Genomic DNA, 25524 nt, shown 5'->3' with positions numbered 1-25524 from the left:
GAAAAACCGCAACCTTACACAGGCTGCGGCTTATAAGGCAGGAATTAACCTTGTTGCACCTTGTTGATGTAATCAATCGCAGCTTGGACGGTGGTGATCTTTTCAGCGTCTTCGTCAGGGATTTCAGCACCAAACTCTTCTTCCAGTGCCATAACCAGTTCGACGGTATCCAGTGAATCCGCGCCCAGATCGTCAATGAAGGAAGATGTATTGGTTACTTCGTCTTCGCTGACGCCCAGTTGTTCAACTACGATGGCTTTGACGCGCGCTTCAATATCGCTCATGGTTTCTTGTTCCTCGTTAATAAAAAATGCTCAGTAGCGGTAGACTATTGTATTTAAAACCTGTGCATCATGCCAGCAGGTTTAGGCCATATACATGCCGCCGTTAACATGAATTGTTTCACCCGTGATGTACGCGCCCAGTGGCGATGCCAAAAATAGCACTGCCCCAGCAATTTCAGCTGGTTGCCCGAGCCGTGCCAACGGGATATTTTGCAGCAAATGGCTGCGTTGTTCTTCTGACAGCTCGCGGGTCATGTCAGTATCAATAAAGCCCGGCGCTACCACGTTGACAGTAACATTGCGTGAGCCAATTTCCCGCGCCAGTGATTTGGAAAAACCGACCAAACCGGCTTTTGCCGCTGCGTAGTTGGTCTGCCCCGGATTGCCGGATGCCCCTACCACGGATGAAATGGAAATGATGCGGCCTTTCTTGGCTTTGGTCATACCGCGCAGGCAGGCTTTGCTCATGCGGTAAACGGAAGTCAGGTTGGTGGAAATGATGTCATCCCACTCTTCATCTTTCATGCGCATCAACAAGTTATCGCGGGTAATACCTGCGTTGTTGACCAGCACGCTGATGCCCCCGAAGCCTTCAGTCACTGCTTTAACCACACCATCAATAGAGGCTTTATCAGCGACATTCAGCACCATGCCTTTGCCGTTGATGCCTGCTGCGGACAGGTAGGCAGAAATCGCTTCTGCACCTTTTTCGCTGGTAGCGGTGCCAATCACGGTAGCGCCCGCTTTACCCAACATTTCGGCAATGCTGCGCCCAATACCACGGCTTGCGCCGCTGACCAAGGCAACTTCACCCTGCAAACTGATCAGTGAATCCATCAGGCTCCCGCCTCCTCACAAAGTTTTAATGCTTCTTCTAACGTTGCGTTGTCGTGGACGCAAACTGCCCCCATTTTGCGGTCGATACGGCGGTTCAAACCTGCCAATACCTTGCCCGGCCCAAATTCAACCACAGCCGTCGCTGCGTATCCGTCTTTCAACTGCTGAATGGTGTCAACCCAGCGTACCGGACGGTACAGTTGCTGTTCCAAGGCGCTACTCATGTCAGCGGCGTTGGTACGGGCGGCTGCATCCACATTATGCAAGACTGGCATGTGCGCCGCATCAAATTTCACACTTGCCAAGCGGATTGCCAGTTGTTCTGCTGCTGGTTTCATCAATGCGCAGTGGGAAGGTACACTGACCGACAACTTAATGGCCTTTTTTGCCCCCATTGCTGTCGCCGTTTGGATCGCACGGTCAACCGCAGCCGCATTACCCGCGATGACTACTTGCCCCGGTGAATTGAAATTCACTGCTTCAACCACATCGCCTTGGGCAGCTTGTGCGCAGGCTTCCACGACTTGCGCATCATCCAGCCCTAAAATTGCTGCCATTGCGCCAGCACCGCCATCCAGCGCATTTTGCATAAGGCGGGCGCGTTCGGCAACCAAGGCCACCGCATCCGAGAAATCCAGCACGCCAGCGGCAACCAGCGCGGAATATTCACCCAAACTATGCCCTGCGACGGCAACAGGCTGGCATCCACCCTGTTTTTGCCATACACGCCACACGGAAACACCGGCTGCCAACATCAGCGGCTGAGTGTTTTCTGTACTATTGAGTACCACTTCCGGGCCTTCTTGCGCCAGTCGCCATAAATCGCGCCCCAATACATCAGAAGCAACTTGAAATGTGTCGCGTACTTCATTGAATTGTGAACCCAATGCAGCCAGCATACCCAGCGATTGGGAACCTTGCCCCGGAAAAATACCTGCTATTGCCATGAATGCCCCACTCCAGCGAAAAACGGGCGTCATTTGCGCCCCGAAATAGAAAATTTGCCTATCCTAATCAAAACCAAGGCCGATGGAAACTAACAAAAGCGTAAATTCCCTACTTGATCGTCGTAAATACGCATCCTTTAGGGAAAAAGAGCTTGTCATCTGGCGTGTGGCAAGGATAATACGCGCTTTAGTTTTCCCGGCATTTTTAAAGACCCCTATGGCAAAAGAAGATTACATTGAAATGGAAGGTACGGTGCTTGAAACCCTACCCAATACCACGTTCCGCGTCACTCTGGATAATGGTCACGTTGTAAACGCCCATATTTCAGGTCGTATGCGCAAAAATTACATCCGCATCCTGACGGGTGACCGCGTAACTGTGCAACTCACCCCTTACGATCTGACCAAAGGCCGCATCAGTTACCGCAACAAGTAAAATGCGCCCCGCAGGGCGCATCATCAGTGTCACGTCTACACGGAAAGTCAGGCTGGTAGCGCCGCCGCCTCCGTGCCGTGCATCTCGATTACCAAGCCGTCACCATCCGCCGAAACATCTACCCTGCCCCCTTGGCTGAGTTCACCAAACAGGATCGCCTCGGCCAGTTGCTTCTTGATATGCTCCTGAATGACCCGCTCCATTGGACGTGCCCCCATCAGGCGGTCGTAACCTTTTTCCGCTAACCAGTGGCGAGCCAGCTCGTCCACAATCAACACAACCTTCTTCGGCTCCAGTTGTGCTTCCAGCTTGATGATAAACTTATCCACCACAGACGCCACCACATCCGGCGTCAGCGTGTTGAATTGGATCATCCCATCCAAACGGTTGCGGAATTCCGGGGTAAAGGTGCGGTTGATCGCCTCGCTGGCATCCAGCGTATGGTCTTGCGTGGTGAAACCGAGTGACTTACGGCTGATATTTTCCGCCCCGGCATTGCTGGTCATGATCAGGATGATGTTGCGGAAGTCGATCTTGCGCCCGTTGGCATCCGTCAATGTGCCGTGATCCATCACCTGCAACAACAGGTTGAACACATCCGGGTGGGCTTTTTCCATCTCATCCATCAATAGGACAGCGTGCGGGTGCTTACTGACGGCATCGGTCAACAACCCGCCTTCGTCATAACCGACATAACCCGGCGGCGCACCGATCAGGCGTGAAACCGTGTGCCGTTCCATGTACTCAGACATATCGAACCGCAGCAGTTCAATTCCCAAACGCAGGGCAAGCTGCTTGGAAACTTCGGTTTTACCCACCCCAGTCGGCCCGGAAAACAGGAAGGAACCAATCGGCTTGGTATCATCCCGTAACCCAGAACGCGCCATTTTGATGGCAGTGGTCAGTTGATCCACAGCTTTATCTTGCCCAAAAATGACCATTTTCAGGTCACGGTCGAGCGTGCGCAGAATCTGCATGTCGGAAGAAGAAACCGATTTGGGCGGAATCCGCGCAATCTTGGCAACAATTTCTTCAATGTCATGCACGGTAATGGTTTTCTTGCGGGAAGCCGCCGGTTGCAACTGACGGTTTGCCCCCGCTTCGTCAATCACGTCGATGGCCTTGTCCGGCAAATGGCGGTCATTGATGTATTTGGCTGCCAATTCCGCCGCTGCTTTGAGCGCCGGGAAGGTGTAACGCACGTTGTGATGGATTTCAAACCGCGCTTTCAAGCCTTTGAGGATGTCGATGGTTTCATCGACACTCGGCTCGTTGATGTCAATTTTCTGGAAACGCCGCGCCAACGCCCGGTCTTTTTCAAAAATGCTGTGGTATTCCTGAAAAGTGGTGGAGCCGATGCACTTGATCTCGCCAGTTGACAGCACAGGCTTGATCAGGTTGGAAGCATCCATTGTGCCGCCCGATGTTGCCCCCGCACCGATGATGGTGTGGATTTCATCAATGAACAGTACCGCATGTGGCTCATTTTTGACTTGCTTGAGCACAGCTTTAAGGCGTTTCTCGAAATCACCCCGGTATTTTGTGCCTGCCAGCAATGACCCCATGTCCAGCGAGTAAATCACAGCATTAGCAAGGATTTCAGGCACTTCGCCATCCACGATACGTTTAGCCAAACCTTCGGCAATTGCCGTTTTGCCCACACCTGCTTCGCCCACTAACAAGGGGTTATTTTTGCGGCGGCGGCAAAGCACTTGCACGGTACGTTCGATTTCAAGGTCACGCCCGATCAGGGGGTCGATCTTGCCTTCCAATGCCAAATTGTTGAGGTTACTGGCGTACTTTTCCAGCGGTTTGCCACCCTCATTTTCTGCATCATTGTCTGGCTGGTTGGCTTGGGATTGCTGGGCATCGTCATCACGCCCATGACCTGCCGGTGGATCAGGCATCCGGTCTTTGCGGATACCGTGGGAAATGAAATTGATGATGTCCAGCCGGGTAACGCGGTGGCGTGACAAGTAATAGACCGCGTGGGAATCTGGTTCGCCGAAAATAGCTACCAGTACCGCATCACCCGTCACTTCGCCTTTGCGGGAAGACTGGGCGCTGTAAACAGCACGGTGGATGACGCGCTGGAACCCCAAGGTGGGTTGCACATCACGCCGGTCGCTTTCAGGAATCAGCGGGGTATTTTCATTGATAAACTGTTCCAACTCCCGGCGCAGGAATGGGATGTCGACGTTACAGGCGCGTAAAGCTTCCGCTGCACTGGGGTTATCCAGCATGGCAAGCAATAGGTGTTCCACCGTCACGAATTCGTGGTGCATGTCACGGGCATCACGGAACAGGGTGTTAATCGAGTATTCTACTTCAGCGCTCAACATAAACTCATGCCTCTTCCATAGTACACAGCAAAGGATGTTGGTGTTCCCGCGCAAACCTGTTGACTTGGGCCACCTTGGTTTCCGCTATGTCACGAGTATAGACACCACACACGCCTTTGCCTTTGGTATGCACGTTCAGCATGACCCGCGTGGCATTCTCCCGATTCATACCAAAAAAGGCTTGCAGCACTTCCACTACAAAGTCCATTGGCGTGAAATCATCGTTTAACAGTATAACTTTAAAGCGCGGTGGTTCTTTCACCTCTGGGCGGGATTCCTGCACCGCTACGCCAGATTCGTGGCTATCATTCGGATTGTGTTTATGTTTCTGAGCCATTCGTTCAACTTGCCCCAAGCGTTACACATCAAACATTGAATACAAGTAATGTTATAAACGGTTTAACCGCTCACTGTCACTATCCCTGCGTTAGATGGGTGCATCTTTTTCCAAATGCAAGCCCCATCCAAAAAAACAGGCGGCACAAAGGCCGCCTGAGGTAACACGATCGAGGCCGAAGCCCGATGGGATTACATGTGCGCGATCATGTTGTCGCCGAATGCGGAACAACTGATTTCAGTCGCACCAGCCATCAGGCGAGCAAAGTCATACGTGACCCGCTTGGAAGCAATCGCACCGGACATACTGGAAACGATCAAATCAGCCGCTTCCACCCAGCCCATGTGACGCAGCATCATTTCCGCTGACAGGATCAGGGAACCGGGGTTCACCTTGTCTTGGCCTGCGTATTTAGGTGCAGTGCCGTGGGTCGCTTCAAACATCGCAATGGAATCGGACAGGTTTGCACCCGGCGCAATGCCAATGCCGCCCACTTGCGCTGCCAGCGCATCAGAAACGTAGTCGCCGTTCAAATTCAGCGTGGCGATAACGGAATATTCCGCCGGACGCAGCAGGATTTGCTGGAGGAATGCATCCGCAATCACGTCCTTAACGATAATGGTTTTGCCGGTTTTAGGGTTCTTGAAAGAGCACCATGGGCCGCCATCCAATTCCACCGCGCCGAATTCTTCTTTCGCCAGCTCGTAACCCCACGTTTTGAACGCGCCTTCAGTAAACTTCATGATGTTACCTTTATGTACCAAGGTAACAGAGCTACGGTCATTGTCGATGGAGTACTGGATCGCTTTACGCACCAGACGTTTCGTGCCGTCCAAGGAAACTGGCTTGATGCCAATGCCAGAGGTTTCTGGGAAGCGGATTTTGGTGACACCCATTTCATTGAGCAGGAAATCAACAACTTTTTTCGCTTCAGGGGAACCCGCCGCCCATTCAACACCCGCATAGATGTCTTCGGAGTTTTCACGGAAGATCACCATATCGGTTTTTTCCGGCTCTTTTACAGGGCTAGGAACGCCTTCGTAGTAACGGATTGGGCGCAGGCAAACGTACAAATCCAAGTCTTGGCGCAGTTTGACGTTCAGGGAACGGATACCGCCGCCGACTGGCGTGGTCAGAGGGCCTTTGATGGAAACCACGAAATCCTTAACGGCAGCAACGGTTTCGTCCGGCAGCCATACGTCTTCACCGTAAACGCGGGTAGCTTTTTCGCCTGCGTACACTTCCATCCAAGAAATTTTGCGTTCACCGCCGTAAGCCTTGGCTACGGCAGCATCAATCACCTTGATCATGACTGGGCTAATGTCGACGCCAATGCCATCACCTTCGATGTAAGGAATAATAGGGTTGTTCGGCACATTCAACGAGTAATCGGCGTTCGTTGTGATTTTCTCGCCTTGTGCGGGAACCTTGATATGCTGGTACATGGGTAGTCTCCAAATTTAGTAAGCCCTCTCGGCACGCCGGGCGATTATAAGCGAAGCGGAAACTGATGCCCAGTTAACCCAGCCTCAAGCCAACAAAAAAGCCAGCGGTAGCACTCACGCCTTTGCTGGTAATGTGGGATAGGCGCTCCACCAAAAAGTTACCAGAAGATTTGGCAACGTCGGCGGCAGCACTGGCTGCGTTTTGCAAGTTGCCATCTGAAACGTGGGTCATGCCGTTGTATTCAGTAACAAACAGCAATACCAACGCCGCACCTCCCAGAAACAGTGCTAAGCGCAACATCTTTTTGGCGAAGTACCCGACCGCCAAACCGATGACGAAAGGCGCACCTACATTACCCAACAAAAAGCTGGAGGATAGAAAATCAGGGGCTTGGGATGGATTGAGAGCGTAGTCGTTCATATTGCTTCCTTCAGGTTCTGATAATGCGTGCCGTCGACTAGTGACAGTCTGCGGTGAGGATTATAGATACATTTTTTCACATTGCATCAGAAAAATCGTTCACAAATTAATCAGACATACGTTACAATGGTCACGAAAACCCCACGCTTTCACGGTTTATCTAATGTTTTTTTGACATTAGTTATGATTATTTCGCCTTCATTTGTTCATCTTCTGTTCATTATTTTGCTAGAATACACGTCCTTGATGTAACCCCAAAAAAATGCATGGTTCTTTCAACCAGCTTGTGGGTGGCTTGGCTCACCTAACCACGGCATTTACGGTTACATTAGTAGTGGGGCGCAGCGAAGTAGAGTGTCAAGGATTGACTAGGCATGGCAGTTGCGCCCATTTGTTTTATTTTTGAACAAGGCGCGAGGTTTACCCCCACCATGATGCAGCAAGTTATTGCCAGTATGTCCGTTGTGACACTCCCTTCCATGACCGTAGCGGGGATTGCATAAATGGCTATTTCTACTCCTGTCGCTGGCGACCCAAAACGCATCCGCATTGCCACCATGCTCAGTACCAAGCCATTGTTTATGGGAATGAGCGCAGTTGATATTGGTTGGTTATTCCACTTGATAGCTGCTGTATGGATGGGGTACTACGCTTTCCACGGGGAAAACCCGCTGTCATTCACTGGCCTTAACGCCCCTCCATACAAAATCGGCGTTGTTGCCCTCGCCGAAGGCGCACGTGCCATCCTCAGCATGGCGAATGTCTGGGAAGAGGAAATCAACTGGGTAGCTTCGACCGTACTGGTCTTGATCCTCATGACTGCGGGTGGTGCTGACATGAACCGCGTTTCCCAAGCCGTTCCGGGCTTTCAATACAACTCCAATATCGCGTTTGTCCAAGCACGCCAATATGACATGAGCCAATGCAGCTTTTACAGCTCTGTCTTAGGCCGTTCGTTGAACCAACAAGAGAAGAACGAATGCCTTGCCATGAACAAAGCGGGGACGCTGGATGGTAAGTGGGCCAAAAACTGCGGGTGCGGTGGATGAGGCAAGAGTTGACAGAGGGGCAGCGGGTATTGATGGGAGAGCTGCTGCCTGTCCAGACATTCGCGCCGCCACCGCAAGACCCGGTGCAAGTGCATGTCCATGTTGGGAGCGGTGCTGGAAGTGCCGCTTCAGGCATTTCATGGCTTGGGCTGATCGGCGCTGCAACTGTCGGAATATTGGCATATTCCCTCTATCAAGGCCAACCTGTATCCGTCACGGTTGGGCGTATTGAAACATCATTGGCTGCGGCAGCTACACCACAATGGTGGGATAGCGTGAAGAATTGGTGGGAAGGCAAAACGACTGCTGCTACTCTCCCAACCACCAAACCCGCGAGCACGGCCACGGAGGCCAAAACTAGTGTCCCTTGACTTCGTTAAAACATTACCACAGCGACAACCCGCACTAAAAACTGTCATTGACTGGTGCGCGAAACACAAAATCGGCGTCCTCCCCGAAGCTTGGCGTACCGCCAAACCCAATCCTGCTGACTTGGTTGACATGGCAAAACCGACCTTGGTTGGTATCCCTGCCCTCTTTGTCTTGTATTTAATTTGGGAAATCCCTGGCTTTGCGACTGGCCTTGCGATCATTGTCGCTATCGCCATTCTGGATGCCACCCGCCCACTGCGCGGCGGACATTGGTTAGCCAAACCCGAAGTGGCGAAAGCCGAAGAAATCAAGCACCGCTTTCTGGTTGAAGAAGGCATGGATCCCGATAAATGGTGGGGCAAAAAAGTTCAAGATGCCTTAAATGCCCACGGCGTTAAAGCCAATGTCGTGGTCTTAGACACGTCGGGTGCGACCTTGGACATGTACGAATTGGAAGTGCAGCAAGGTTTCGACATCAACAATATCGCCACCTTGGGGGATAACTTTGCGCGTTCCCTGAAACTGCCCAAAGGCGACCACATCACCGTGGATGCCAACATCGGTAATGGGCGGGCGGCGTTGTATATCCCCAAAACCAAGTACCGCGCAATCCGTACTTTGGATATGTTGCAGACTGCCCAGAAGTCAGGTTATCCCCTGCCCGGCCTTGTTGGAGAAGATTTGGTCGGCAATCCGGTGGTAGTGGACATTACCCATGCCCCCCATTTGCTGGTGGGCGGCGAAGTCGGTATGGAACGTGCCGGACAGATGCTCAATATCTTGCTTAGCACGGCTTACAGCCTGCCACCGGATAAGTTGCGCATCACCCTGATTGACCCGAAAGTACTGGAATTGGCGGTTTGCAACAGCTTGCCGCATGTCACCGAACCCGTCATTATCGAGATGCATAAGGCATACCGCCGCTTGTTGCATATCCGTGAAATGATGAACCAGCGTTGCCAACTGTTTGCCGAGGCTGGTGTGAACAACATCGCAGCCTACAACCGCCGTTTCCCCGAACAGCCAATGCCTTACCAACTGATTGCTTTCAGTGAACTCACCATTGGTTTGAAATGCGGCGTCCCCGTATCTGCTGATGACGACCGTGAGGTAGGCGAGGCGATCAAGGCGTTATTGCTGGAAATGATTGGTGCTGCCCCTACCCAAGAGGCCGGTATCCACTTCCTGTTTGGTATCCAGTGTTATGACCCTAAAACCTGCGGTGAAGCACTGCGCCACGGTATCCCTTCCAGTATCGGAATGCGGGTGCGTGCCCATGAGTTCAGTGAATTGCTGATTGGGCAAAAAGGCTGCGAAACCTTGGGCGAGCAAGGCGAATGCTACGTCTTCATGGCGGGTGATGCCTCCCCCAAACGCGCTTTGGCAGCCGCTATCTCTGGCGAAGATATTGAACAAGCTGTACTTGCTATCCGGGAGAAATGGCTGGATGAATAGCATCCATTACCACGTAGGCGCTCCTGCTGTCATGAGCGTCATCCATCGGCATTGGTTTGGTTTCGCGCTGGGTCTGCTTGTATCCCTATGGGCTGCGGGCACGGCATTCCAAGGCCATGCCCCGTCGGGTACGCTCAAAAAACTGATACTGGAAGGTGAAGCAGGCACGCGCGGTTACAACAGCTACAACCGTGGCTCAATGCGTTGCGCCAAAAGTAACCGGGTCTCGCTGAACCTCACAGGCATGACCATTGGGCAAATCCAGTATTACCAATCGCTACCATCCTGTTCCGCGCAAAAGCTGTTGGCAGTCGGGCATTACCAGATTGTGCCGGAAACCTTGGATCGGGCGGTCAAAGAACTCGACCTTTCAGCCTCCACGCCCTTCACCCCCAAGGTACAAGACACCATTTTTGCCCTGTATCTGGCAAAAGAAAAGCAGCCTGCCATCCATCGTTGGGTACGTAATGGGGAAGACCTTTATTCCGCCAGCTATGCCGTGGCACGGGAATGGGCTATTTTCCAAGCCCCCACCGGACGTGGCGTGTATGACGGTAAAGGCACGAATAAGGCACGGATCAGCACCGCACGGGTTAAACATGCATTGGAAAAAGCTAGGGAAGATTTTCTCAAGCTGACGGATACGGGCTTAGACCCTGATTCTGCCTATGCTAAAGCCTTGGGTGTCCTCATGTAAGAAACAGTAAGGGCATGTAAAAACACGCCCTTACCTGTTGCAACCTTACTTCGCTGCAACACGCATGTCGATAATGTGCTTCCAGTGCGCGGGGCCGGTGTTGTGCACCGATTCGCCGTTACTGTCGACCGCTACCGTTACCGGCATATCCTTGACCTCGAATTCGTAGATTGCCTCCATCCCCAATTCTGGGAACGCCAACACTTTCGCGCCGGTAATCGCTTTCGATACCAGATAGGCCGCGCCGCCGACTGCCATCAGGTAAACCGCGCCGAATTCTTTGATCGCTTCAATCGCAACCGGGCCGCGTTCGGATTTACCGATCATGCCCAGCAAGCCCGTTTGTTGCAGAATTTGGCGGGTGAATTTATCCATGCGCGTAGCCGTTGTTGGGCCTGCTGGCCCCATGACTTCCTCACGTACTGGATCGACCGGGCCGACGTAGTAAATGAATCGGCCTTTCAGGTCTACAGGCAGTTGTTCGCCCTTATTGAGCATGTCGATCATGCGCTTGTGTGCCGCATCGCGCCCGGTCAGCATCTTGCCGGACAGCAATACGGTTTCGCCCGGTTTCAAGTTGCGTACTTGTTCGGGGGTGATGGTGTCGAGATTGACGCGGGTCGCTGTAGCACCACCTGCCAACGAAATTTCAGGCCACAGCGCAATATCTGGCGGGGTTTGCAAGGCAGCGCCGGAACCGTCCAGCACGAAATGGGTGTGGCGCGTGGCAGCACAGTTGGGGATCATGCACACGGGCAAAGAAGCCGCATGGGTGGGGAAATCCTTGATTTTGACATCCAGCACCGTGGTCAAACCGCCCAAACCTTGTGCGCCGATGCCCAGATTATTCACCTTTTCGTACAATTCAAGGCGCAGTTCTTCCACGCGGTTTTGTGCGCCACGGGCAATCAGTTCTTGGATGTCGATAGGTTCCATCAGCACTTCTTTTGCCAGCACAGCAGCCTTTTCGGCAGTACCACCAATACCAATACCGAGCATTCCCGGTGGACACCAGCCCGCGCCCATCGTTGGCACAGTTTTCAGCACCCAATCCACAATGCTGTCGGAAGGGTTGAGCATGACCATTTTGGACTTGTTTTCGGAACCGCCGCCCTTAGCTGCAACGTCGAAAGACACTTTGTCGCCGGGAACGATTTCGTAATGGATCACCGCTGGGGTATTGTCCTTGGTATTTTTACGCGCACCAGCAGGGTCGGCAAGGATAGAAGCACGCAAGACGTTATCCGGGTTCATATAGGCACGACGCACGCCTTCGTTGATCATGTCGGTCAGGCTCAAGTCGCCTTCCCATTGCACATTCATGCCGACTTTGACAAAAACCGTCACGATGCCGGTATCTTGGCAAATCGGGCGGTGGCCTTCGGCACACATACGCGAATTGACGAGAATTTGGGCAATAGAATCTTTTGCCGCTGGGGATTCTTCACGTTCCCACGCTTTATGCATGGCCTCGATAAAATCGACCGGATGGTAATAGGAAATGAATTGCAACGCATCCGCTACGCTGTCAATCACATCTTGTTGTTTGATGATGGTCATGGCTCTACTCCTAGGGTGGTTAATTCTACTGCGTGCGGAGTCTATTTTTGTTGTGCTGCACAAGCGTATGCGAAACTGGACGCCGACAGCAAGTTTTGTGTGTAAGTGTGTTGTGGTCGGTAAAAAATAGCATCTACTTGACCGTGCTCGACGATTTCACCGCGATACATCACGGCTACCCGGTCGCACAATCCGCCCGCTAACGGCAGGTCGTGCGTCACCAGTACCACCGCCATGTCGCGTTGGCTGCGGATGTCCCGTAACAGAGCCATGATTTCCGACTGCACGGTAACATCCAACGCCGTGGTCGGTTCGTCGGCAATCAGCAATTCCGGCTCGCACAGCAATGCCATCGCAATCATGACCCGCTGGCGCATCCCGCCAGACAATTCGTGCGGGTAACTGTTGAAACGCCGCGCAGCATCGGAAATGCGCACCTGTTCCAGCATCGCAATCGCTTTGTCCCGCGCTGGTTTTGCACCCATGCGCTGATGCACTTCCAGCACTTCGGTCAATTGCCGCCCGATAGTCAGCAGCGGGTTTAACGCAGTCATCGGGTCTTGGAAAATCATTGCCATGCGCTTGCCCCGGTACTGGTTCAAGACGCGGGCAGGCTGGTTGAGTAATTCTACCCCATTGAACAAAACACTACCGCTAGCGCGGGCATTGCGCGGCAACAAACCCATTACTGCGTGGAATAGCTGGCTCTTCCCTGCCCCAGATTCGCCCACGACTGCGAGGGTTTCGCCGGGATGCAGTTGCAGGCTTACGTTACGCACAGCTTCCACATCACCCTCATCAGGGCTGCGGAAACGGATATTCAGGGATTGGATAGATAGCAATGACATCAAGGAATTAGGGCATTCAATAGGCTATAATGCGGGCTATCATACTCCAAAGCGAGCCAAAACATGAATGCACCTACCAACAATAGCGCCAGCGACCCCATCTATAAACAACAAGCCACCTTGAAACGCTTGTCGGATGCAGATGAGAACGATGTCAAAGAAATCGCCATTGCCCAGCTTGAATTGCTGTCCAACTACTACGAGTTGTCGCTGTCACAAGCCTCCCGCAGTTTCCGTTGGGCGTTAATCGCCAGCATGGTCGGGCTGGTATTCTTCATGGCAGCGATTTCCTTCTTGCTGAACGGCAATGGTTCCCCCGAACTCGCCATTGTCAGCACCATCGGCGGCGCTGTCACCGAATTCATTGCCGGGGTCAATTTCTTCCTTTACGGCAAAACCCTAGAGCAACTCAACCTGTTCCAAGGCAAGTTGGAAGCCACCCAACGTTTCCTGCTTGCTAACAGCTTGTGCGAAAACCTTGGCGGCAACCTGCGAGACAAAACCCGCGCCCGCTTGATTGGCAAGCTCGTGGGGGTGGATGACCACAGTTACCTCAACGACGCCAGCGCCAACAACCACGGTAACAATCCTGCGGGGGATGCAGTGAATGGCAACCCGCAAGTGGACATGAGCGGTGATCCGTTACCGATGGAAGAAGGTGCTGCGGCAGCGGCAACACCTCAGTAAAACTGCCATCAGCTAAGCTCAGGCAACTGTAATTTTCACCCCAGCCCCCGCTGCCAAATCCACAAAACCGGGGAACGATGTATTCACATTCGCGCAGTCATTGATCGTGATCGGCGCTTTGGCACATAACGCCGCCATTGCAAATGACATGGCAATGCGGTGGTCGCCGTGGCTTTCAATCGTGCCACCGCTGAAATTACCGGGATTGATGATAATGCCGTCCGGGGTCGGTTGCGCATCGACACCGCAAGCAATCAGGCCGTCTGCCATCACTTGGATACGGTCGCTTTCTTTCACGCGCAACTCTTCCGCACCTGTCAATACGGTTTGGCCTGTCGCAAACGCGGCTGCGATGAACAGTGACGGAAATTCATCAATTGCCAGCGGAACCAGCGCTTCGGGAATCTGGATGCCTTTGAGCGGCGCGGAACGCACGCGGATGTCGGCGACAGGTTCCCCACCCACTTCGCGCTCGTTGAGGATGTCGAGGTTTGCCCCCATTAGGCGCAAGATGTCGATCACGCCAGTGCGGGTCGGGTTCATGCCGACATGCTCAATCGTCAGGTCGGAACCTTGCGCAATGCTTGCCCCGACCATGAAGAACGCGGCAGAGGAAATGTCAGACGGCACGTCAATGTCCGTCGCAGTGAGCTTGCCACCGCCTTGTAAGCTGATGTGGTTGCCGTCGGTTTTTACTGCATAGCCGAAGCCGCGCAACATGCGTTCGGTATGGTCGCGGGTCGGCGCGGGTTCGGTGACGGAGGTTTCGCCTTGCGCATACAAACCTGCCAGCAACAGTGAGGACTTCACCTGTGCGCTGGCTACTGGCATGTCGTAATGGATGCCTTGCAGTTTGCGAGCACCATGCACCAGCAGCGGCGGCGTACCTTTTTCGGTGGCGTCGATTTCCGCGCCCATGCTAGCCAACGGCACAGTCACGCGCTTCATCGGACGTTTGGACAGTGAAGCATCGCCGGTCATCCGCACATCAAACGCTTGCCCGCTCATCAAGCCCGACATCAGGCGCATGGACGTGCCGGAATTGCCCATGTCCAAATCGCCCGCTGGCACTTTGAGGCCGTGCAGCCCTACCCCGTGGATGGTTACTTTGCCATCATCGGTGGGGCCATCAATGTCGACACCCATCGCACGGAACGCTTTCAGGGTACACAGGCAATCTTCGCCTTGCAGGAAGCCGCTGACGTGGGTTGTGCCTTCCGCCAATGAACCGAGCATGATGGAACGGTGCGAAATGGATTTGTCGCCGGGGACACGCACGCTGCCATGCAAGCTGCCGCCGGGTTGGACGATAAAAGTCAGGTTGGTGCTGGAATGGCTCATGCGGGTTTTCCTGTAATCTTGGCTTTATTGGGCGGAGGCAGGATAAATCCAGCCAGAAATTAAACCACCCGTCGAATTTTTGACACTATTTGCTGCAACATCCACCAGCCGGTAACGTCCACCCACCTCAAACAAGCGGATTTGACGCGCATAATGGCTGGGATTTTCCCACGGCTGGTTGTTGTAGTTTTGTTCTGCGACAGCGACTAAACCGCGTTGCTGATCAACATTCACCACCACGGCAACGTGCCCGTGCCGCCATTTTGGGTCGGTTGGATTCGGGTAATAGATCAGCAAGTCACCGCGTTTCGGCGGGCGGTGGGCAGTACCATTGATTGAACGTGCCAAGGGGAATTTGGCCTTGGTATGGATATTTTCGCCTTCCGTCAGATACAGAATATCGAAGGCGCTGTCGACATCACCGAAGGTAATGCCTTGGTTAGTCATCCACCAGCGCCGCGCATATTCCACGCATTGGTAGGTCAAACCGACGTAGTGCAACTGTGGGTCAGCAGGTGGCTTTTCGTGCAGTGATACTGCTTTGGTGCGCAAATCCATGAAGGAAAATTCAGACCGCGCACACGTCGATTGGCAATTGGAATAGGCTTGCACCCCATCCGCCACGCCCAGTAGTTTTCCCGCCGGAGTGACGCAGTGGCTGGAACACGACTGCTGCGCCTGCTGATAAGCTTGCTTTTGCGCGTCTGCCGGTAACGGCGCAGGTTTCGCGGACAAACCGTAACCATCAGTATTGGGCAATGCCGCTGCCAGCGCCGCCGGATAAGCGGCTGACGCTGCCGTCTTCGGCGTGGATATTTCGCCAACAGACGCGCAACCACTTGCCAGCAAAACCGCGCTGAACGCAAAAGCACGCAGCGCAAAAGACATGTTAATAACCATTAGGCCACCTTACCGTTTTCCAAATAAGCGATGTAATTGTCGCGGGCTTGCTTGGCTTTTTCCATGCGGCTGTGCAGGGCTTCCCCGTCTTGTTCGTCGATCATGGTAGCGAATTCGCCCAAATTTTTCTGGAAATCGCCAATCACACCCAAAATGGCTTCTTTATTCGTCAGGCAAATGTCGCGCCACATCACCGGGTCGCTGGAGGCAATGCGGGTAAAATCGCGGAAGCCCCCGGCGGCGTAGCGCAAAATGTCTTCGCGCTGCGGCATGTTCAGCAAAGTATCCACCAAGGAAAACGCCAGTAAATGCGGCAAATGGCTGGTAGCAGCAAGCACCCGGTCGTGTAGATCAACTGGCATTTGCTCAACCAACGCGCCCGTTACTTGCCACATTGCGTCGACACTTGCCAGCGCTGCCGCATCGGTCTGTGGCAAAGGCGTTAGGATCACGCGGCGGTTGTGGTAAAGGTCGGGAATCGCCGCTTCCACCCCGCTTTTTTCGCGCCCCGCAATCGGGTGTCCGGGGACGAAACGGGTATAGCCTGCGCCGAACACCTGTTCCACTTCCGCTACGATGCTGCCTTTGGTGCTGCCTGCATCAGTCAGGATCACGTCGGCAGGTAAGGCGGGTTTGATTTGCTGCAAGAGCTTACCCATTGCGCCCATCGGTACGGCGAGCAACACCATGTCGGCGTCTTTTACCGCTTCTTGCGGGTCGAGGGTAAAGCTATCAATCACGCCGAGGTCAACGGCAGTTTGCAGGTGGGCGGCGTTGCGGCTGCAACCGACGATGGTTTGGCAATAATTGGCTTGGCGCAGAGCTAAAGCCAGCGAACCGCCGATCAAACCGACGCCAAAGATGACAAGTTTCTTTATCACGCTGCAAGAACCTTCTTTAACGCATTGATACAGCGTTGATTTTGTGCCTGCGTACCGATAGTGATGCGCAGGTGTTGCGGCAAACCGTAGCCTGCAATCGGGCGCACAATCACGCCTTCACGCAGCAAGGCATCATACAACGGCGCTGCGGGGCGTTTCATATCAACGGTAATGAAGTTACCCACGGTCGGGATGTATTCCCAACCATTTTCCGCACATGCCGCAAACCACTGCTGCAAACCAGCGGCATTAGTCGCCACACTGCGCTGGAGGAAAGCATCGTCGCCCAACGCAGCTTGTGCTGCTGCCAGCGCCAATGAATTCACATTAAACGGCTGACGTACCCGGTTGAGAATATCGGCAATTTCAGGGCTGGAAACCGCATACCCAACCCGCAAGCCCGCCAAACCGTAAATCTTGGAAAAAGTACGCGTCACGATCAGGTTAGGGAATTCCGCCAACCACGCCAGCGCATCCGGGAAATCCGGGTCGGTAACGTATTCGGTGTAGGCTTCGTCGAGTACCACGATGACATCGGCAGGAACGCCTTGCAGGAAAGCGTGTAACTCGGCCTTACCCAGCCACGTACCCGTCGGGTTGTTGGGATTGGCAATGAACACCACACGGGTTTTCGCGTCAATCTTCGCACTCAAGTTCGCCAGATTGTGACCGTAATGCATGGTCGGATGGTCAGGCGGATTGGCCTTAGCAACGCGCAATTCCGCCCCAACGGCTTGCGCCACAATCGGGTAAACCGCAAACGCATGTTCGGCGAAAACGGCAGCATTTTGCTTGTCGAGGAAAGCTCGGGCAACCAGCTCCAACACGTCGTTGGAACCATTGCCCAAGGTGATCTGCGGACTTTGCAGGCCAAATTTTTCGGCAATCGCTGCCTTCAACTGATAACCGCTGCCATCCGGGTAGAGTTCCAGCGTTTTCAGGGCGACAGCTAACGCGGCTTGTGCCTGCGGGCTTGCCCCCAACGGGTTTTCGTTGGACGCCAGTTTGAGGATGTTGGTAATCCCCAATTCGCGTTCCAATTCCTCTATCGGCTTGCCGGGCTGGTACGGTTGCAGCGCCTGCACACCGGAAACTGCCAAGGCGCGGTAATCAATGGTTGCTTGCATAATAAATATGGCCTGAGAAAAGTCAGGCAGGCATTCAACCATACACCACCCGGTTTGCCAAGAGTGCACGCTCAGCCACACCCGGATTGCTAGCAGGTACTCAGTGCCGTTTGGCTTTTTTGGGCTTGGATTTAGCGCTGGCAAGCAGCTTTGAACTGGTCAATTTCTGATGCCCCTTCAAGTCTCTGAATACCACCACATCGTAGCGTTTGCCGTTGGTCAGGGTAATATTCATGCGGAAATTGGTTCCTGCCACCACTTGAGACGCAGCACTGTTCACAGACTTTAACTTGGCCTTTAAGCTACCCGCAGCGAAATTCGCAGCCGCCTTCACGTCGACATCTGCCACAGAAATCGCACTGTAACCCCCGGTAATCACGGGTTTCGCCGGAGCTGGGCATTCGTTACGGAACAGTGCCCACTCTTCACAGCGCACACCATTTGGGAGGGTGCAATAACTTACTTGCCCTTGTGGGGTGTTGACTGTCTCCAGTTTTCCACCTTGCTTCGTGCAATTGACGGATGCAGGGTTGGGCATAGCACTTGCCGACTGAATGCCAAAACCAATAATCAACCCCAACCCGGATAACCCTAATAATGCTTTTTTAATGATAGACATATACGACCTTTCTAATCCATTTGACAAAAACGTTCCCACGCCCAAACACTGTTGGACTCGTTCAGTTTGACGTAGTGAATATCGTGAAGGTTCAATGATGTGACTTAGCGGCTTTACAACATCCGCTTCAGAAACTCCCCAGTAAACGACCCCTCGGTTTCCGCCACCTGCTCCGGCGTACCCACCGCAATAATATGCCCGCCACGACTCCCACCTTCCGGCCCCAAATCCACCACCCAATCCGCCGTCTTGATCACGTCGAGATTATGCTCAATCACCACCACGGTATTGCCGCCGTCACGCAAGCGGTGCAGCACTTGCAGCAACTGGTCAACGTCGTGGAAATGCAGCCCTGTGGTCGGCTCGTCCAAAATATAAATCGTCTTACCCGTGCCGCGTTTGGACAGCTCTTTTGCCAACTTAACGCGCTGCGCTTCGCCGCCCGATAACGTAGTCGCATTTTGCCCCAGCGTGATGTACGACAGCCCCACATCCATCAGCGTTTGCAGTTTGGTGTGGATCGACGGCACGGCGGCGAAGAATTCGCAGGCATCTTCCACCGTCATCGCCAGCACTTCGCTGATGTTCTTGCCCTTGTAGCGGATGTCGAGGGTTTCGCGGTTGTAACGCTTGCCATCGCACACTTCGCAGGTCACGTACACGTCCGGCAAAAAGTGCATCTCGACCTTGATCAAGCCGTCGCCGGAACAGGCTTCGCAGCGTCCGCCCTTGACGTTGAAGGAAAACCGCCCCGGCAAATAGCCGCGTGAACGTGCCTCTTGCGTCGCCGCAAACATATCGCGAATTGCGGTAAACACGCCCGTGTAGGTGGCGGGGTTGGAACGCGGGGTGCGCCCAATCGGGCTTTGGTCGATGTCGATGATTTTGTCGATTTGCTCCACGCCCAGCACTTCGCGCACCGGAGCAACTTCCACGCTGCTATCGTGCAGATGCCGCGCCAGAAACGGGTACAGCGTGCGGTTGATCAGCGTCGATTTGCCCGACCCCGACACGCCGGTGATGCAGGTCAGCAGCCCCAGCGGAATTTCCAGCGTCACGTCATTGAGGTTATTGCCGGTCGCGCCGATCAGCTTGATGGTGCGTTCGGGGTTGAACGGGGTGCGTTGGGCGGGCATGGTGATTTTGCGCCGCCCGGACATGAATTGCCCCGTCACCGAATCCGGCGTGGCAAACACCTCTTCGGGTGTGCCTTGCGCAATAATGTAACCGCCATGCACACCCGCACCGGGGCCAATATCCAGCACATGATCGGCGGAACGGATCGCGTCTTCGTCATGCTCGACCACGATCACGGTATTGCCAAGGTCGCGCAGGCGGAACAGCGTTTTCAGCAAGCGGGCGTTGTCGCGCTGATGCAAGCCGATGGATGGCTCATCCAGCACGTACATCACCCCGACCAGCCCCGCGCCAATCTGCGAGGCGAGGCGGATGCGTTGCGCTTCGCCGCCGGAGAGCGTTTCCGCGCTGCGACTCAGGGTCAAATAATCCAGCCCAACGTTGACCAGAAATTCCAAGCGTAAGGCAATTTCGCGCAAAATCTTGTCGGCAATTTGCCCCTGTGTCCCCGGCAAATTCAGGCTGCGGAAAAACGCATGGCTTTCGCCAATCGGCAAATGGGTGATCGCAGGCAAATTGCGCCCCGCGATGAATACGTTCCGCGCCTGTTCGTTCAAGCGGGTGCCGCCGCAATCGGGGCAAGCACGGCTGGCGAGGTATTTCGCCAATTCTTCGCGCACCGCACTCGAATCGGTTTCGCGGTAACGGCGTTTGAGGTTGTTCAATACGCCTTCAAAGGTGTGCGAACGGGTGTAAATTTGCCCTTTTTGCCCGACGTAGGTGAATTCCACCTCCTCCAAACCGCTGCCGTGCAAGATCAGTTTGTGGATAGACGCGGGCAATGCGTCCCACGGCTGTTCCACGTCAAAGCTGAAATGGTCGGCAAGCGAGGTGAGCATTTGAAAGTAGTAGGCGTTGCGCCGATCCCAGCCGCGCACCGCGCCACCCGCAAGGCTCATCGACGGATTTGCCACCACCCGTTGCGGGTCGAAAAACTGTTCCACGCCCAAGCCGTCGCAGGTCTGGCACGCGCCAGCGGGTGCGTTGAACGAGAACAAGCGCGGTTCGAGTTCGGTCAGCGACCAGCCGCAATGCGGGCAGGCGTAGTTGGCGGAAAAAATCATGTCTTCGCCGTCGCCATCCATCCACGCCACTGTTGCCAGCCCGTTGGCGAGTTTCAGCGCGGTTTCAAACGATTCGGCGAGGCGCAACTGCATATCGTCACGCACTTTGAAACGGTCAATCACCACTTCGATGGTGTGTTTCTTGCGCAATTCCAGCGTCGGCGGCACGTCCAGTTCGTAGACCACACCATTCACCCGTGCCCGCAAATAGCCTTGCGCCCGCAACGAATCAAACAGTTGCACATGCTCGCCCTTGCGTTCGCGCACCACCGGGGCAAGCAACATCAGCTTGCTGCCTTCGGGCAAACTCAACACCTGATCGACCATCTGGCTGACGGTTTGCACTTGCAAATCAACGTGATGTGTCGGGCAACGCGGCACACCTGCCCGCGCATACAGCAGGCGCAGGTAGTCGTAAATCTCGGTGATCGTGCCGACGGTGGAACGCGGGTTGTGCGAGGTGGTTTTCTGCTCGATGGAAATCGCCGGGGAAAGCCCTTCGATGTGGTCAATGTCCGGCTTTTCCATCATCGACAGGAACTGGCGGGCGTAGGCGGACAGCGACTCGACGTAACGCCGCTGCCCTTCCGCAAAAATCGTGTCGAACGCCAGCGACGACTTGCCCGACCCCGACAAGCCCGTGATCACGATCAGCTTGTCACGCGGCAGGTCAAGGTCGATGTTTTTCAGGTTGTGGGTACGTGCGCCGCGAATGCGGATGAATTTTTCCATGAGTGCAAGCTCGTGCCGAACAAAAAACGAAGTTTAGCAGGTTTTGGCAGAAAGGGAGATTTCCCTACTCACTGAGATTGGTTCTCGCAAAACTGTCACACAGATGGCAACGCCACCCTGACCACAGCAAAACTATCGCTGGCAACGGTATCCGCCAATAGCTCGTCTGCAACAACAAATGCCCAATCTTGCTCTGCCAATAAACGGAAACTGGCGAACTGCAAGGCATCTAAAGCTCGCAACCGATACGTTCCAGCCTTCTGGCGTAGCAATCCGTCAGCTTCAGCCACGACAACTTCATTGAGCGGATGGATATTGAATCGTGACCATTCGACATCAAAACCCGCCAGAGCTTCTTGTAACTGAGCTTCATCCACGTCCCCGCGCCGCAATTTACGGTACAACGCACTGATGAACTCAACACGCGCAAGATCAGAAACCCAAATCTGATGGGCCGAATCCTCTATCAGGTCAATGACTTGCTGTGAACCTGCCTCAATATGGAAGTATTTAACTAAGGCTGAAGTATCGAAAAACAGGTTCACAAGCGATCTTCCCGATCTTCGCGTACAGCGTCGGATAAGCTGGTTTTCAGCCTAGATAATGCTTGCCGTGCGTGTGCAGCACCGTTACCACGTCGGTTTGTTACGGTCTTTTTGGCTTTTTTCAGTGCCATCAACATGGGCTGCAAGGCTAACAGTTCCCTAACATCCAGCAGAGCAACCTCTTGCAGCACTTGGCTTCTCAGTGCGTTCATATTTCACCGTCCAATCAATCAAGATAAGCTAACTTAGCGCAAATCCATGAAAATGGCACTTACTACAAGTAGCAGCAACTTCTGTATATCAGAGATCGGCACTTAGGATAACATCGTCAGCAAACGTTTGGCAGAATCCAAGCCCGCGTTTACCAACCACCCTTTGGAAACCACCGCAATGCCACTACCCGCCCCAACCACCAGCATTCCATTCAGTGACCTGACCAGCTTGCTCCCGTTGCGTGACCACCGTGCTTACGCCACGCAATTGCAGGCGTTGGCGCAACAATTACCTTACCCCATCAGCCGCTGGCCTGCTTTCGGTGAATACGCCGAGGATTGGTTGTCGGTGGAAATCAGCGAATTTAAGCAGCAGTTGTTTTACTGCGAACGTGGCGGATACACCCTGCAAGCCAGCGGCGAAAACCTGATTGACCTAAGCTATCAGATATTCAGGGCAATCATTCCCGCCATGACCCCAACCGCGCAGCAAACCGCCGCCACCCTTGACCGCATCAAGGACCAACGCCAGTTAATCTGGTTACGTATGAGTTCCGAAATCTACCGGATGTTCCAAATCAACCCACAATTTGGAATGCGCACCGCCTACGCAAATGTGGCGTGGATGTGCGAAGAGCTGGTACGCGCCGGAGCTTTCCCAACGCCCCAAGCAGCATTCAACAACCGGGAAGCCATCTTGCACGGATTGACCCTGAGCGGTTTACCACACGCTTATGCGGTAAATGTGTATGAGCAATTAGCGCCACCATGCCCGCAAGTAACCTGACAGATGCGGCTTTTGCAAGGTTGCCGAGGAAAGCAGGCGCGTCAATCATTTCCGATAAAGCACTTCAGGCTCATGCGCCTTCCCCGATGAGGTGTGGAATGACTGCGCAAATTCAATCACCTCTTCCAAGGATTCATCCGGGTGGGCGGTTGTAATCAGGCTGTACGAGTCATCCCAATAATCTGTCACCAACAACCAATCCAAGGCGTCTTCCCAAGATCGGGCATCCGCACCAACGGCACAAAAAAGCTCAATTTTGCTTTGCAGCAGTTCGTGCAACAACGCAGCGTCACGCTCAGGTTGGTAAGCGGAGGTTGAAACTAGAATGACTTTGCCGGGGTACTGCATGATTGGTTATCTCGTGGCGATGCGCTAGCTGCGAGGATAGCAGTTCGGACTTACACCAGTGAAATTTGATAGACTGACACCATTTTAAACAGGCCGCATCACGAGGCACAAATGCCAACCCCCAGCCACCGCCCAAATACCTTCAAGGCAAATCGCGTTTTCACCGACCGTGATGAAGCGCGTGATTTGTTTGCCCAACAATGCGCCGCCCAGCAACACCAAAACGAATACCGTGTGTTGAACTTTTACGGCGTAGGTGGACAAGGCAAATCGGCATTGTGCGGACAATTTGAAAAGCATCTCGACAGCCTGCCTAACAACGAAGACCACCAACTCGCATGGGCAAAAATCAATTTTGAAGACAGCAACAAACGTAACCCCATCGCTGCATTGATGGCACTGCGTCTGCAATTGGCGGCTAACGGTAAGCTCTGGTTTCCTGCGTTTGATACCGCGTTTGCGCGTTACTTTGCCATCACACAGGCAGGGCGCAATTTGGAAACCAGCTACCCCGAACTGTTCAAACAACCACATGACTTGTTACAAGGTTTGGCAGCAACAGCGGAGGCTTTGAGTGGCTTACCACTATTGGGGAAAGCACTCGAACGCCTGCACAAAGCTGATGAAAAACGTATTTTGCAACGCTGGATGGAAACACGCGGCACAGAACTATTGGCTGGACTCGAAGGATTCTCCGCCTACAAATTGGAAGACGAGTTACCCAGCTTTTTTGGTGCTGATGTCGATGACTGGCTGCATAACGAAACCAATGCTCCCCAACGGCGAGTTGTGTTCCTGTACGACACTTACGAAGCCTTGTGGCGTGACCAGCCCAGCAAAACTGACCTGTTGGTTGACAAATGGGTACGTAAGTTGGTCAATGAAACGCCTGCCGTCTTGCACGTCATATTGGGGCGCGAAACACTGGCATGGGCACAGCAAGACCCCGAAGAATGGCAAGGCATCATCACGCCCTGCCCATTGGATCACCTGACAGATACCGATGCTGACAACTTCCTGCAAAGCATTCCCGTGGTCGAAAATGACATACGGGCGCAGATTATGGCGGGTGCTAAAGGCATTCCGTTCTACCTCAACTTGCAGGTTGACCAATACGAAAGCTGCAAACGGCGCAACCTCACCCCACAAGCGGATGAATACGGCGGCAAAGAGCCGGAAATGCTGGCGCGTTTCATCAGTCATTTACCCGATATGACGCGCCGCGCTTTACGGCTTGCCTCTTACCCTCGCTGGCTGGATGAAATCTTATTCCTCAACTTGTGTGAAAAATTTCTGGGCGGCGCAGCCGTCATCAGCTTGCATGAATTGACCGCTTATTCTTTCTGGACGAAACAAGAAAATCGGTATTTCCTACACGCGGTCATGCGTGATTACCTGCAAGCAGAAAGCCTTGAACACGAAGCCACCCTTTACCGCAACATCCACCAACACTTGTTCGACCACTATGACAACAAATTGCAAGCCCTCACATCCGCCAGCAAATTAACGGAAGGACACAGCGAAGCTCTCATCGAAGGTGCGTACCATCTGGAAGCCGTTGACTGCCCCAAAATCCCCTACTGGGTAGGCAAATACCGCGAAAAATTTCATCTGGCTGGGCAATGGATAACGCTAGAACCGCTGCTGGCACTTTCACTCCAGATTTCGCGAGAAATCGGCGACAAAAAAAGTGAAGGCGCAGTGCTCAACAATATCTCGCAAATCTATGATGCACGCGGCGACTACGACACCGCTCTCGACTTCCTCAAAAAGTCGCTCGCCATTACACAGGAAATCGGCGACAAATCCGGCGAAGGCGCTACCCTCGGCAATATGGCGACTACCGCATATGCACGCGGCGACTACGACACCACTCTCGACTTCCTCAAAAAGTCGCTCGCCATTCAACAAAAAATCGGCGATAAATCCGGCGAGGGCACGACTCTCAACAATATGGCGACTACTGCCCATGCTCGCGGCTACTACGACACCGCTCTCGACTTCCTCAAAAAGTCACTCGCCATTACACAGGAAATCGGCGACAAATCCGGCGAAGGCACGACCCTCAACAATATCTCGCAAATCTATTCTGCACGCGGCGACTACGACACCGC

General features: G+C 53.7%; 27 protein-coding genes. 9 read left to right on the top strand and 18 right to left on the bottom strand.

Annotation, left to right across the window (positions count from 1 at the left end):
• Nucleotides 1–44: 44 nt before the first annotated feature.
• The 3 genes from acpP to fabD form a co-directional block, all read right to left on the bottom strand.
• Complete coding sequence (gene acpP / locus PHE17_RS07265; protein ID WP_301015161.1) at nt 45–284, bottom strand: acyl carrier protein; 240 nt, start codon at nt 282–284, stop codon at nt 45–47.
• Between the two features lie 81 nt (nt 285–365).
• Nucleotides 366–1121, bottom strand: a complete 756-nt coding sequence (gene fabG, locus PHE17_RS07260; RefSeq protein ID WP_301015160.1) for a 3-oxoacyl-ACP reductase FabG — start codon at nt 1119–1121, stop codon at nt 366–368.
• Nucleotides 1121–2068, bottom strand: a complete 948-nt coding sequence (gene fabD / locus PHE17_RS07255) for an ACP S-malonyltransferase (RefSeq protein ID WP_301015212.1) — start codon at nt 2066–2068, stop codon at nt 1121–1123. Before fabD ends, fabG begins: the two co-directional genes overlap by 1 nt.
• Before the next feature lie 217 nt (nt 2069–2285).
• Between fabD and infA the strand changes: the two genes are divergently transcribed.
• Nucleotides 2286–2504, top strand: a complete 219-nt coding sequence (gene infA / locus PHE17_RS07250; protein WP_301015159.1) for a translation initiation factor IF-1 — start codon at nt 2286–2288, stop codon at nt 2502–2504.
• A 47-nt stretch (nt 2505–2551) separates the two neighbouring features.
• On the opposite strand, the gene clpA is transcribed toward infA, so the two are convergent.
• From clpA to PHE17_RS07230, 4 genes are all read right to left on the bottom strand, one after another.
• Nucleotides 2552–4846, bottom strand: coding sequence for an ATP-dependent Clp protease ATP-binding subunit ClpA (gene clpA, locus PHE17_RS07245; RefSeq protein WP_301015158.1), 2295 nt, complete (start codon nt 4844–4846; stop codon nt 2552–2554).
• 4 nt (nt 4847–4850) lie between these two features.
• Nucleotides 4851–5183 carry an ATP-dependent Clp protease adapter ClpS gene (clpS, locus tag PHE17_RS07240; protein WP_301015157.1) on the bottom strand — a complete coding sequence of 111 codons (333 nt, stop codon included), beginning with the start codon at nt 5181–5183 and terminating at the stop codon, nt 4851–4853.
• 191 nt (nt 5184–5374) lie between these two features.
• The gene (icd, locus tag PHE17_RS07235; RefSeq protein ID WP_301015156.1) at nt 5375–6628 is read right to left on the bottom strand and encodes an NADP-dependent isocitrate dehydrogenase; all 1254 of its coding nucleotides are present in this window, start codon (nt 6626–6628) and stop codon (nt 5375–5377) included.
• 73 nt (nt 6629–6701) lie between these two features.
• Nucleotides 6702–7049: an FUN14 domain-containing protein gene (locus tag PHE17_RS07230; protein ID WP_301015155.1), complete on the bottom strand. Its 348-nt coding sequence runs from the start codon at nt 7047–7049 to the stop codon at nt 6702–6704.
• Nucleotides 7050–7423: 374 nt separating this feature from the next.
• On the opposite strand from PHE17_RS07230, the gene PHE17_RS07225 reads away from it, so the two are divergent.
• From PHE17_RS07225 to PHE17_RS07205, 5 genes are read left to right on the top strand one after another with little or no spacing between them, the layout of a single operon-like run.
• Nucleotides 7424–7552: a hypothetical protein gene (locus tag PHE17_RS07225; RefSeq protein ID WP_301015154.1), complete on the top strand. Its 129-nt coding sequence runs from the start codon at nt 7424–7426 to the stop codon at nt 7550–7552.
• A complete protein-coding gene (locus PHE17_RS07220) occupies nt 7553–8098 on the top strand; it encodes a hypothetical protein (protein WP_301015153.1) in 546 nt (181 codons plus the stop codon).
• The gene (locus tag PHE17_RS07215; protein ID WP_301015152.1) at nt 8095–8469 is read left to right on the top strand and encodes a hypothetical protein; all 375 of its coding nucleotides are present in this window, start codon (nt 8095–8097) and stop codon (nt 8467–8469) included. Before PHE17_RS07220 ends, PHE17_RS07215 begins: the two co-directional genes overlap by 4 nt.
• Nucleotides 8459–9925: an FtsK/SpoIIIE domain-containing protein gene (locus tag PHE17_RS07210; protein ID WP_301015151.1), complete on the top strand. Its 1467-nt coding sequence runs from the start codon at nt 8459–8461 to the stop codon at nt 9923–9925. Before PHE17_RS07215 ends, PHE17_RS07210 begins: the two co-directional genes overlap by 11 nt.
• On the top strand, nt 9918–10622 hold the full coding sequence (locus tag PHE17_RS07205) for a hypothetical protein (RefSeq protein WP_301015150.1): 705 nt from the start codon (nt 9918–9920) through the stop codon (nt 10620–10622). The genes PHE17_RS07210 and PHE17_RS07205 overlap by 8 nt, the downstream gene beginning before the upstream one ends.
• 45 nt (nt 10623–10667) lie before the next feature.
• Here PHE17_RS07205 and PHE17_RS07200 read toward each other — a convergent pair whose 3' ends face one another.
• A complete protein-coding gene (locus PHE17_RS07200; protein ID WP_301015149.1) occupies nt 10668–12182 on the bottom strand; it encodes a fumarate hydratase in 1515 nt (504 codons plus the stop codon).
• 41 nt (nt 12183–12223) lie between these two features.
• A complete protein-coding gene (locus PHE17_RS07195) occupies nt 12224–13030 on the bottom strand; it encodes an ABC transporter ATP-binding protein (RefSeq protein ID WP_301015148.1) in 807 nt (268 codons plus the stop codon).
• A 63-nt stretch (nt 13031–13093) separates the two neighbouring features.
• Between PHE17_RS07195 and PHE17_RS07190 the strand changes: the two genes are divergently transcribed.
• Nucleotides 13094–13717 (top strand): hypothetical protein, encoded by a 624-nt coding sequence (locus PHE17_RS07190; protein WP_301015147.1) that lies wholly within the window; start codon nt 13094–13096, stop codon nt 13715–13717.
• An 18-nt stretch (nt 13718–13735) separates the two neighbouring features.
• Here the strand turns inward: PHE17_RS07190 and aroA are convergent, their stop codons facing one another.
• From aroA to PHE17_RS07150, 8 genes are all read right to left on the bottom strand, one after another.
• The gene (aroA, locus tag PHE17_RS07185; protein WP_301015146.1) at nt 13736–15058 is read right to left on the bottom strand and encodes a 3-phosphoshikimate 1-carboxyvinyltransferase; all 1323 of its coding nucleotides are present in this window, start codon (nt 15056–15058) and stop codon (nt 13736–13738) included.
• Nucleotides 15059–15082: 24 nt separating this feature from the next.
• A complete protein-coding gene (locus tag PHE17_RS07180; RefSeq protein WP_301015145.1) occupies nt 15083–15946 on the bottom strand; it encodes a CHAP domain-containing protein in 864 nt (287 codons plus the stop codon).
• An 11-nt stretch (nt 15947–15957) separates the two neighbouring features.
• Nucleotides 15958–16839, bottom strand: coding sequence for a prephenate dehydrogenase/arogenate dehydrogenase family protein (locus PHE17_RS07175; protein WP_301015144.1), 882 nt, complete (start codon nt 16837–16839; stop codon nt 15958–15960).
• Nucleotides 16836–17966, bottom strand: a complete 1131-nt coding sequence (gene hisC, locus PHE17_RS07170; protein ID WP_301015143.1) for a histidinol-phosphate transaminase — start codon at nt 17964–17966, stop codon at nt 16836–16838. Before hisC ends, PHE17_RS07175 begins: the two co-directional genes overlap by 4 nt.
• A 100-nt stretch (nt 17967–18066) precedes the next feature.
• Nucleotides 18067–18585: a DUF333 domain-containing protein gene (locus PHE17_RS07165; RefSeq protein ID WP_301015142.1), complete on the bottom strand. Its 519-nt coding sequence runs from the start codon at nt 18583–18585 to the stop codon at nt 18067–18069.
• Between the two features lie 113 nt (nt 18586–18698).
• On the bottom strand, nt 18699–21518 hold the full coding sequence (gene uvrA / locus PHE17_RS07160; RefSeq protein ID WP_301015141.1) for an excinuclease ABC subunit UvrA: 2820 nt from the start codon (nt 21516–21518) through the stop codon (nt 18699–18701).
• Between the two features lie 95 nt (nt 21519–21613).
• Complete coding sequence (locus PHE17_RS07155; RefSeq protein WP_301015140.1) at nt 21614–22063, bottom strand: type II toxin-antitoxin system VapC family toxin; 450 nt, start codon at nt 22061–22063, stop codon at nt 21614–21616.
• Nucleotides 22060–22275, bottom strand: coding sequence for a hypothetical protein (locus PHE17_RS07150; protein WP_301015139.1), 216 nt, complete (start codon nt 22273–22275; stop codon nt 22060–22062). Before PHE17_RS07150 ends, PHE17_RS07155 begins: the two co-directional genes overlap by 4 nt.
• A gap of 178 nt (nt 22276–22453) precedes the next feature.
• On the opposite strand from PHE17_RS07150, the gene PHE17_RS07145 reads away from it, so the two are divergent.
• A complete protein-coding gene (locus tag PHE17_RS07145) occupies nt 22454–23062 on the top strand; it encodes a hypothetical protein (RefSeq protein WP_301015138.1) in 609 nt (202 codons plus the stop codon).
• Between the two features lie 45 nt (nt 23063–23107).
• Here PHE17_RS07145 and PHE17_RS07140 read toward each other — a convergent pair whose 3' ends face one another.
• Entirely contained in the window at nt 23108–23410 is a 303-nt protein-coding gene (locus tag PHE17_RS07140) for a hypothetical protein (protein ID WP_301015137.1), read from the bottom strand.
• Between the two features lie 111 nt (nt 23411–23521).
• Between PHE17_RS07140 and PHE17_RS07135 the strand changes: the two genes are divergently transcribed.
• A partial coding sequence (locus PHE17_RS07135) for a tetratricopeptide repeat protein (RefSeq protein ID WP_301015136.1) occupies nt 23522–25524 on the top strand: 2003 nt, incomplete at its 3' end.

This window comes from Thiothrix sp., assembly GCF_028714775.1.
Classification (GTDB): Bacteria; Pseudomonadota; Gammaproteobacteria; order Thiotrichales; family Thiotrichaceae; genus Thiothrix.
Note: the sequence above shows the minus strand (reverse complement) of the source record. Positions and strands in the feature narration are given on the sequence as shown.

What these genes read in the sequence shown, in the direction of transcription:
- acpP (WP_301015161.1), bottom strand. Translation starts at nt 284, where the DNA reads ATGAGCGATATTGAAGCGCGCGTCAAAGCCATCGTAGTTGAACAACTG.
- fabG (WP_301015160.1), bottom strand. Translation starts at nt 1,121, where the DNA reads ATGGATTCACTGATCAGTTTGCAGGGTGAAGTTGCCTTGGTCAGCGGC.
- fabD (WP_301015212.1), bottom strand. Translation starts at nt 2,068, where the DNA reads ATGGCAATAGCAGGTATTTTTCCGGGGCAAGGTTCCCAATCGCTGGGT.
- infA (WP_301015159.1), top strand. Translation starts at nt 2,286, where the DNA reads ATGGCAAAAGAAGATTACATTGAAATGGAAGGTACGGTGCTTGAAACC.
- clpA (WP_301015158.1), bottom strand. Translation starts at nt 4,846, where the DNA reads ATGTTGAGCGCTGAAGTAGAATACTCGATTAACACCCTGTTCCGTGAT.
- clpS (WP_301015157.1), bottom strand. Translation starts at nt 5,183, where the DNA reads ATGGCTCAGAAACATAAACACAATCCGAATGATAGCCACGAATCTGGC.
- icd (WP_301015156.1), bottom strand. Translation starts at nt 6,628, where the DNA reads ATGTACCAGCATATCAAGGTTCCCGCACAAGGCGAGAAAATCACAACG.
- PHE17_RS07230 (WP_301015155.1), bottom strand. Translation starts at nt 7,049, where the DNA reads ATGAACGACTACGCTCTCAATCCATCCCAAGCCCCTGATTTTCTATCC.
- PHE17_RS07225 (WP_301015154.1), top strand. Translation starts at nt 7,424, where the DNA reads ATGGCAGTTGCGCCCATTTGTTTTATTTTTGAACAAGGCGCGAGGTTT.
- PHE17_RS07220 (WP_301015153.1), top strand. Translation starts at nt 7,553, where the DNA reads ATGGCTATTTCTACTCCTGTCGCTGGCGACCCAAAACGCATCCGCATT.
- PHE17_RS07215 (WP_301015152.1), top strand. Translation starts at nt 8,095, where the DNA reads ATGAGGCAAGAGTTGACAGAGGGGCAGCGGGTATTGATGGGAGAGCTG.
- PHE17_RS07205 (WP_301015150.1), top strand. Translation starts at nt 9,918, where the DNA reads ATGAATAGCATCCATTACCACGTAGGCGCTCCTGCTGTCATGAGCGTC.
- PHE17_RS07200 (WP_301015149.1), bottom strand. Translation starts at nt 12,182, where the DNA reads ATGACCATCATCAAACAACAAGATGTGATTGACAGCGTAGCGGATGCG.
- PHE17_RS07195 (WP_301015148.1), bottom strand. Translation starts at nt 13,030, where the DNA reads ATGTCATTGCTATCTATCCAATCCCTGAATATCCGTTTCCGCAGCCCT.
- PHE17_RS07190 (WP_301015147.1), top strand. Translation starts at nt 13,094, where the DNA reads ATGAATGCACCTACCAACAATAGCGCCAGCGACCCCATCTATAAACAA.
- aroA (WP_301015146.1), bottom strand. Translation starts at nt 15,058, where the DNA reads ATGAGCCATTCCAGCACCAACCTGACTTTTATCGTCCAACCCGGCGGC.
- PHE17_RS07180 (WP_301015145.1), bottom strand. Translation starts at nt 15,946, where the DNA reads ATGTCTTTTGCGCTGCGTGCTTTTGCGTTCAGCGCGGTTTTGCTGGCA.
- hisC (WP_301015143.1), bottom strand. Translation starts at nt 17,966, where the DNA reads ATGCAAGCAACCATTGATTACCGCGCCTTGGCAGTTTCCGGTGTGCAG.
- PHE17_RS07165 (WP_301015142.1), bottom strand. Translation starts at nt 18,585, where the DNA reads ATGTCTATCATTAAAAAAGCATTATTAGGGTTATCCGGGTTGGGGTTG.
- uvrA (WP_301015141.1), bottom strand. Translation starts at nt 21,518, where the DNA reads ATGGAAAAATTCATCCGCATTCGCGGCGCACGTACCCACAACCTGAAA.
- PHE17_RS07150 (WP_301015139.1), bottom strand. Translation starts at nt 22,275, where the DNA reads ATGAACGCACTGAGAAGCCAAGTGCTGCAAGAGGTTGCTCTGCTGGAT.
- PHE17_RS07145 (WP_301015138.1), top strand. Translation starts at nt 22,454, where the DNA reads ATGCCACTACCCGCCCCAACCACCAGCATTCCATTCAGTGACCTGACC.
- PHE17_RS07140 (WP_301015137.1), bottom strand. Translation starts at nt 23,410, where the DNA reads ATGCAGTACCCCGGCAAAGTCATTCTAGTTTCAACCTCCGCTTACCAA.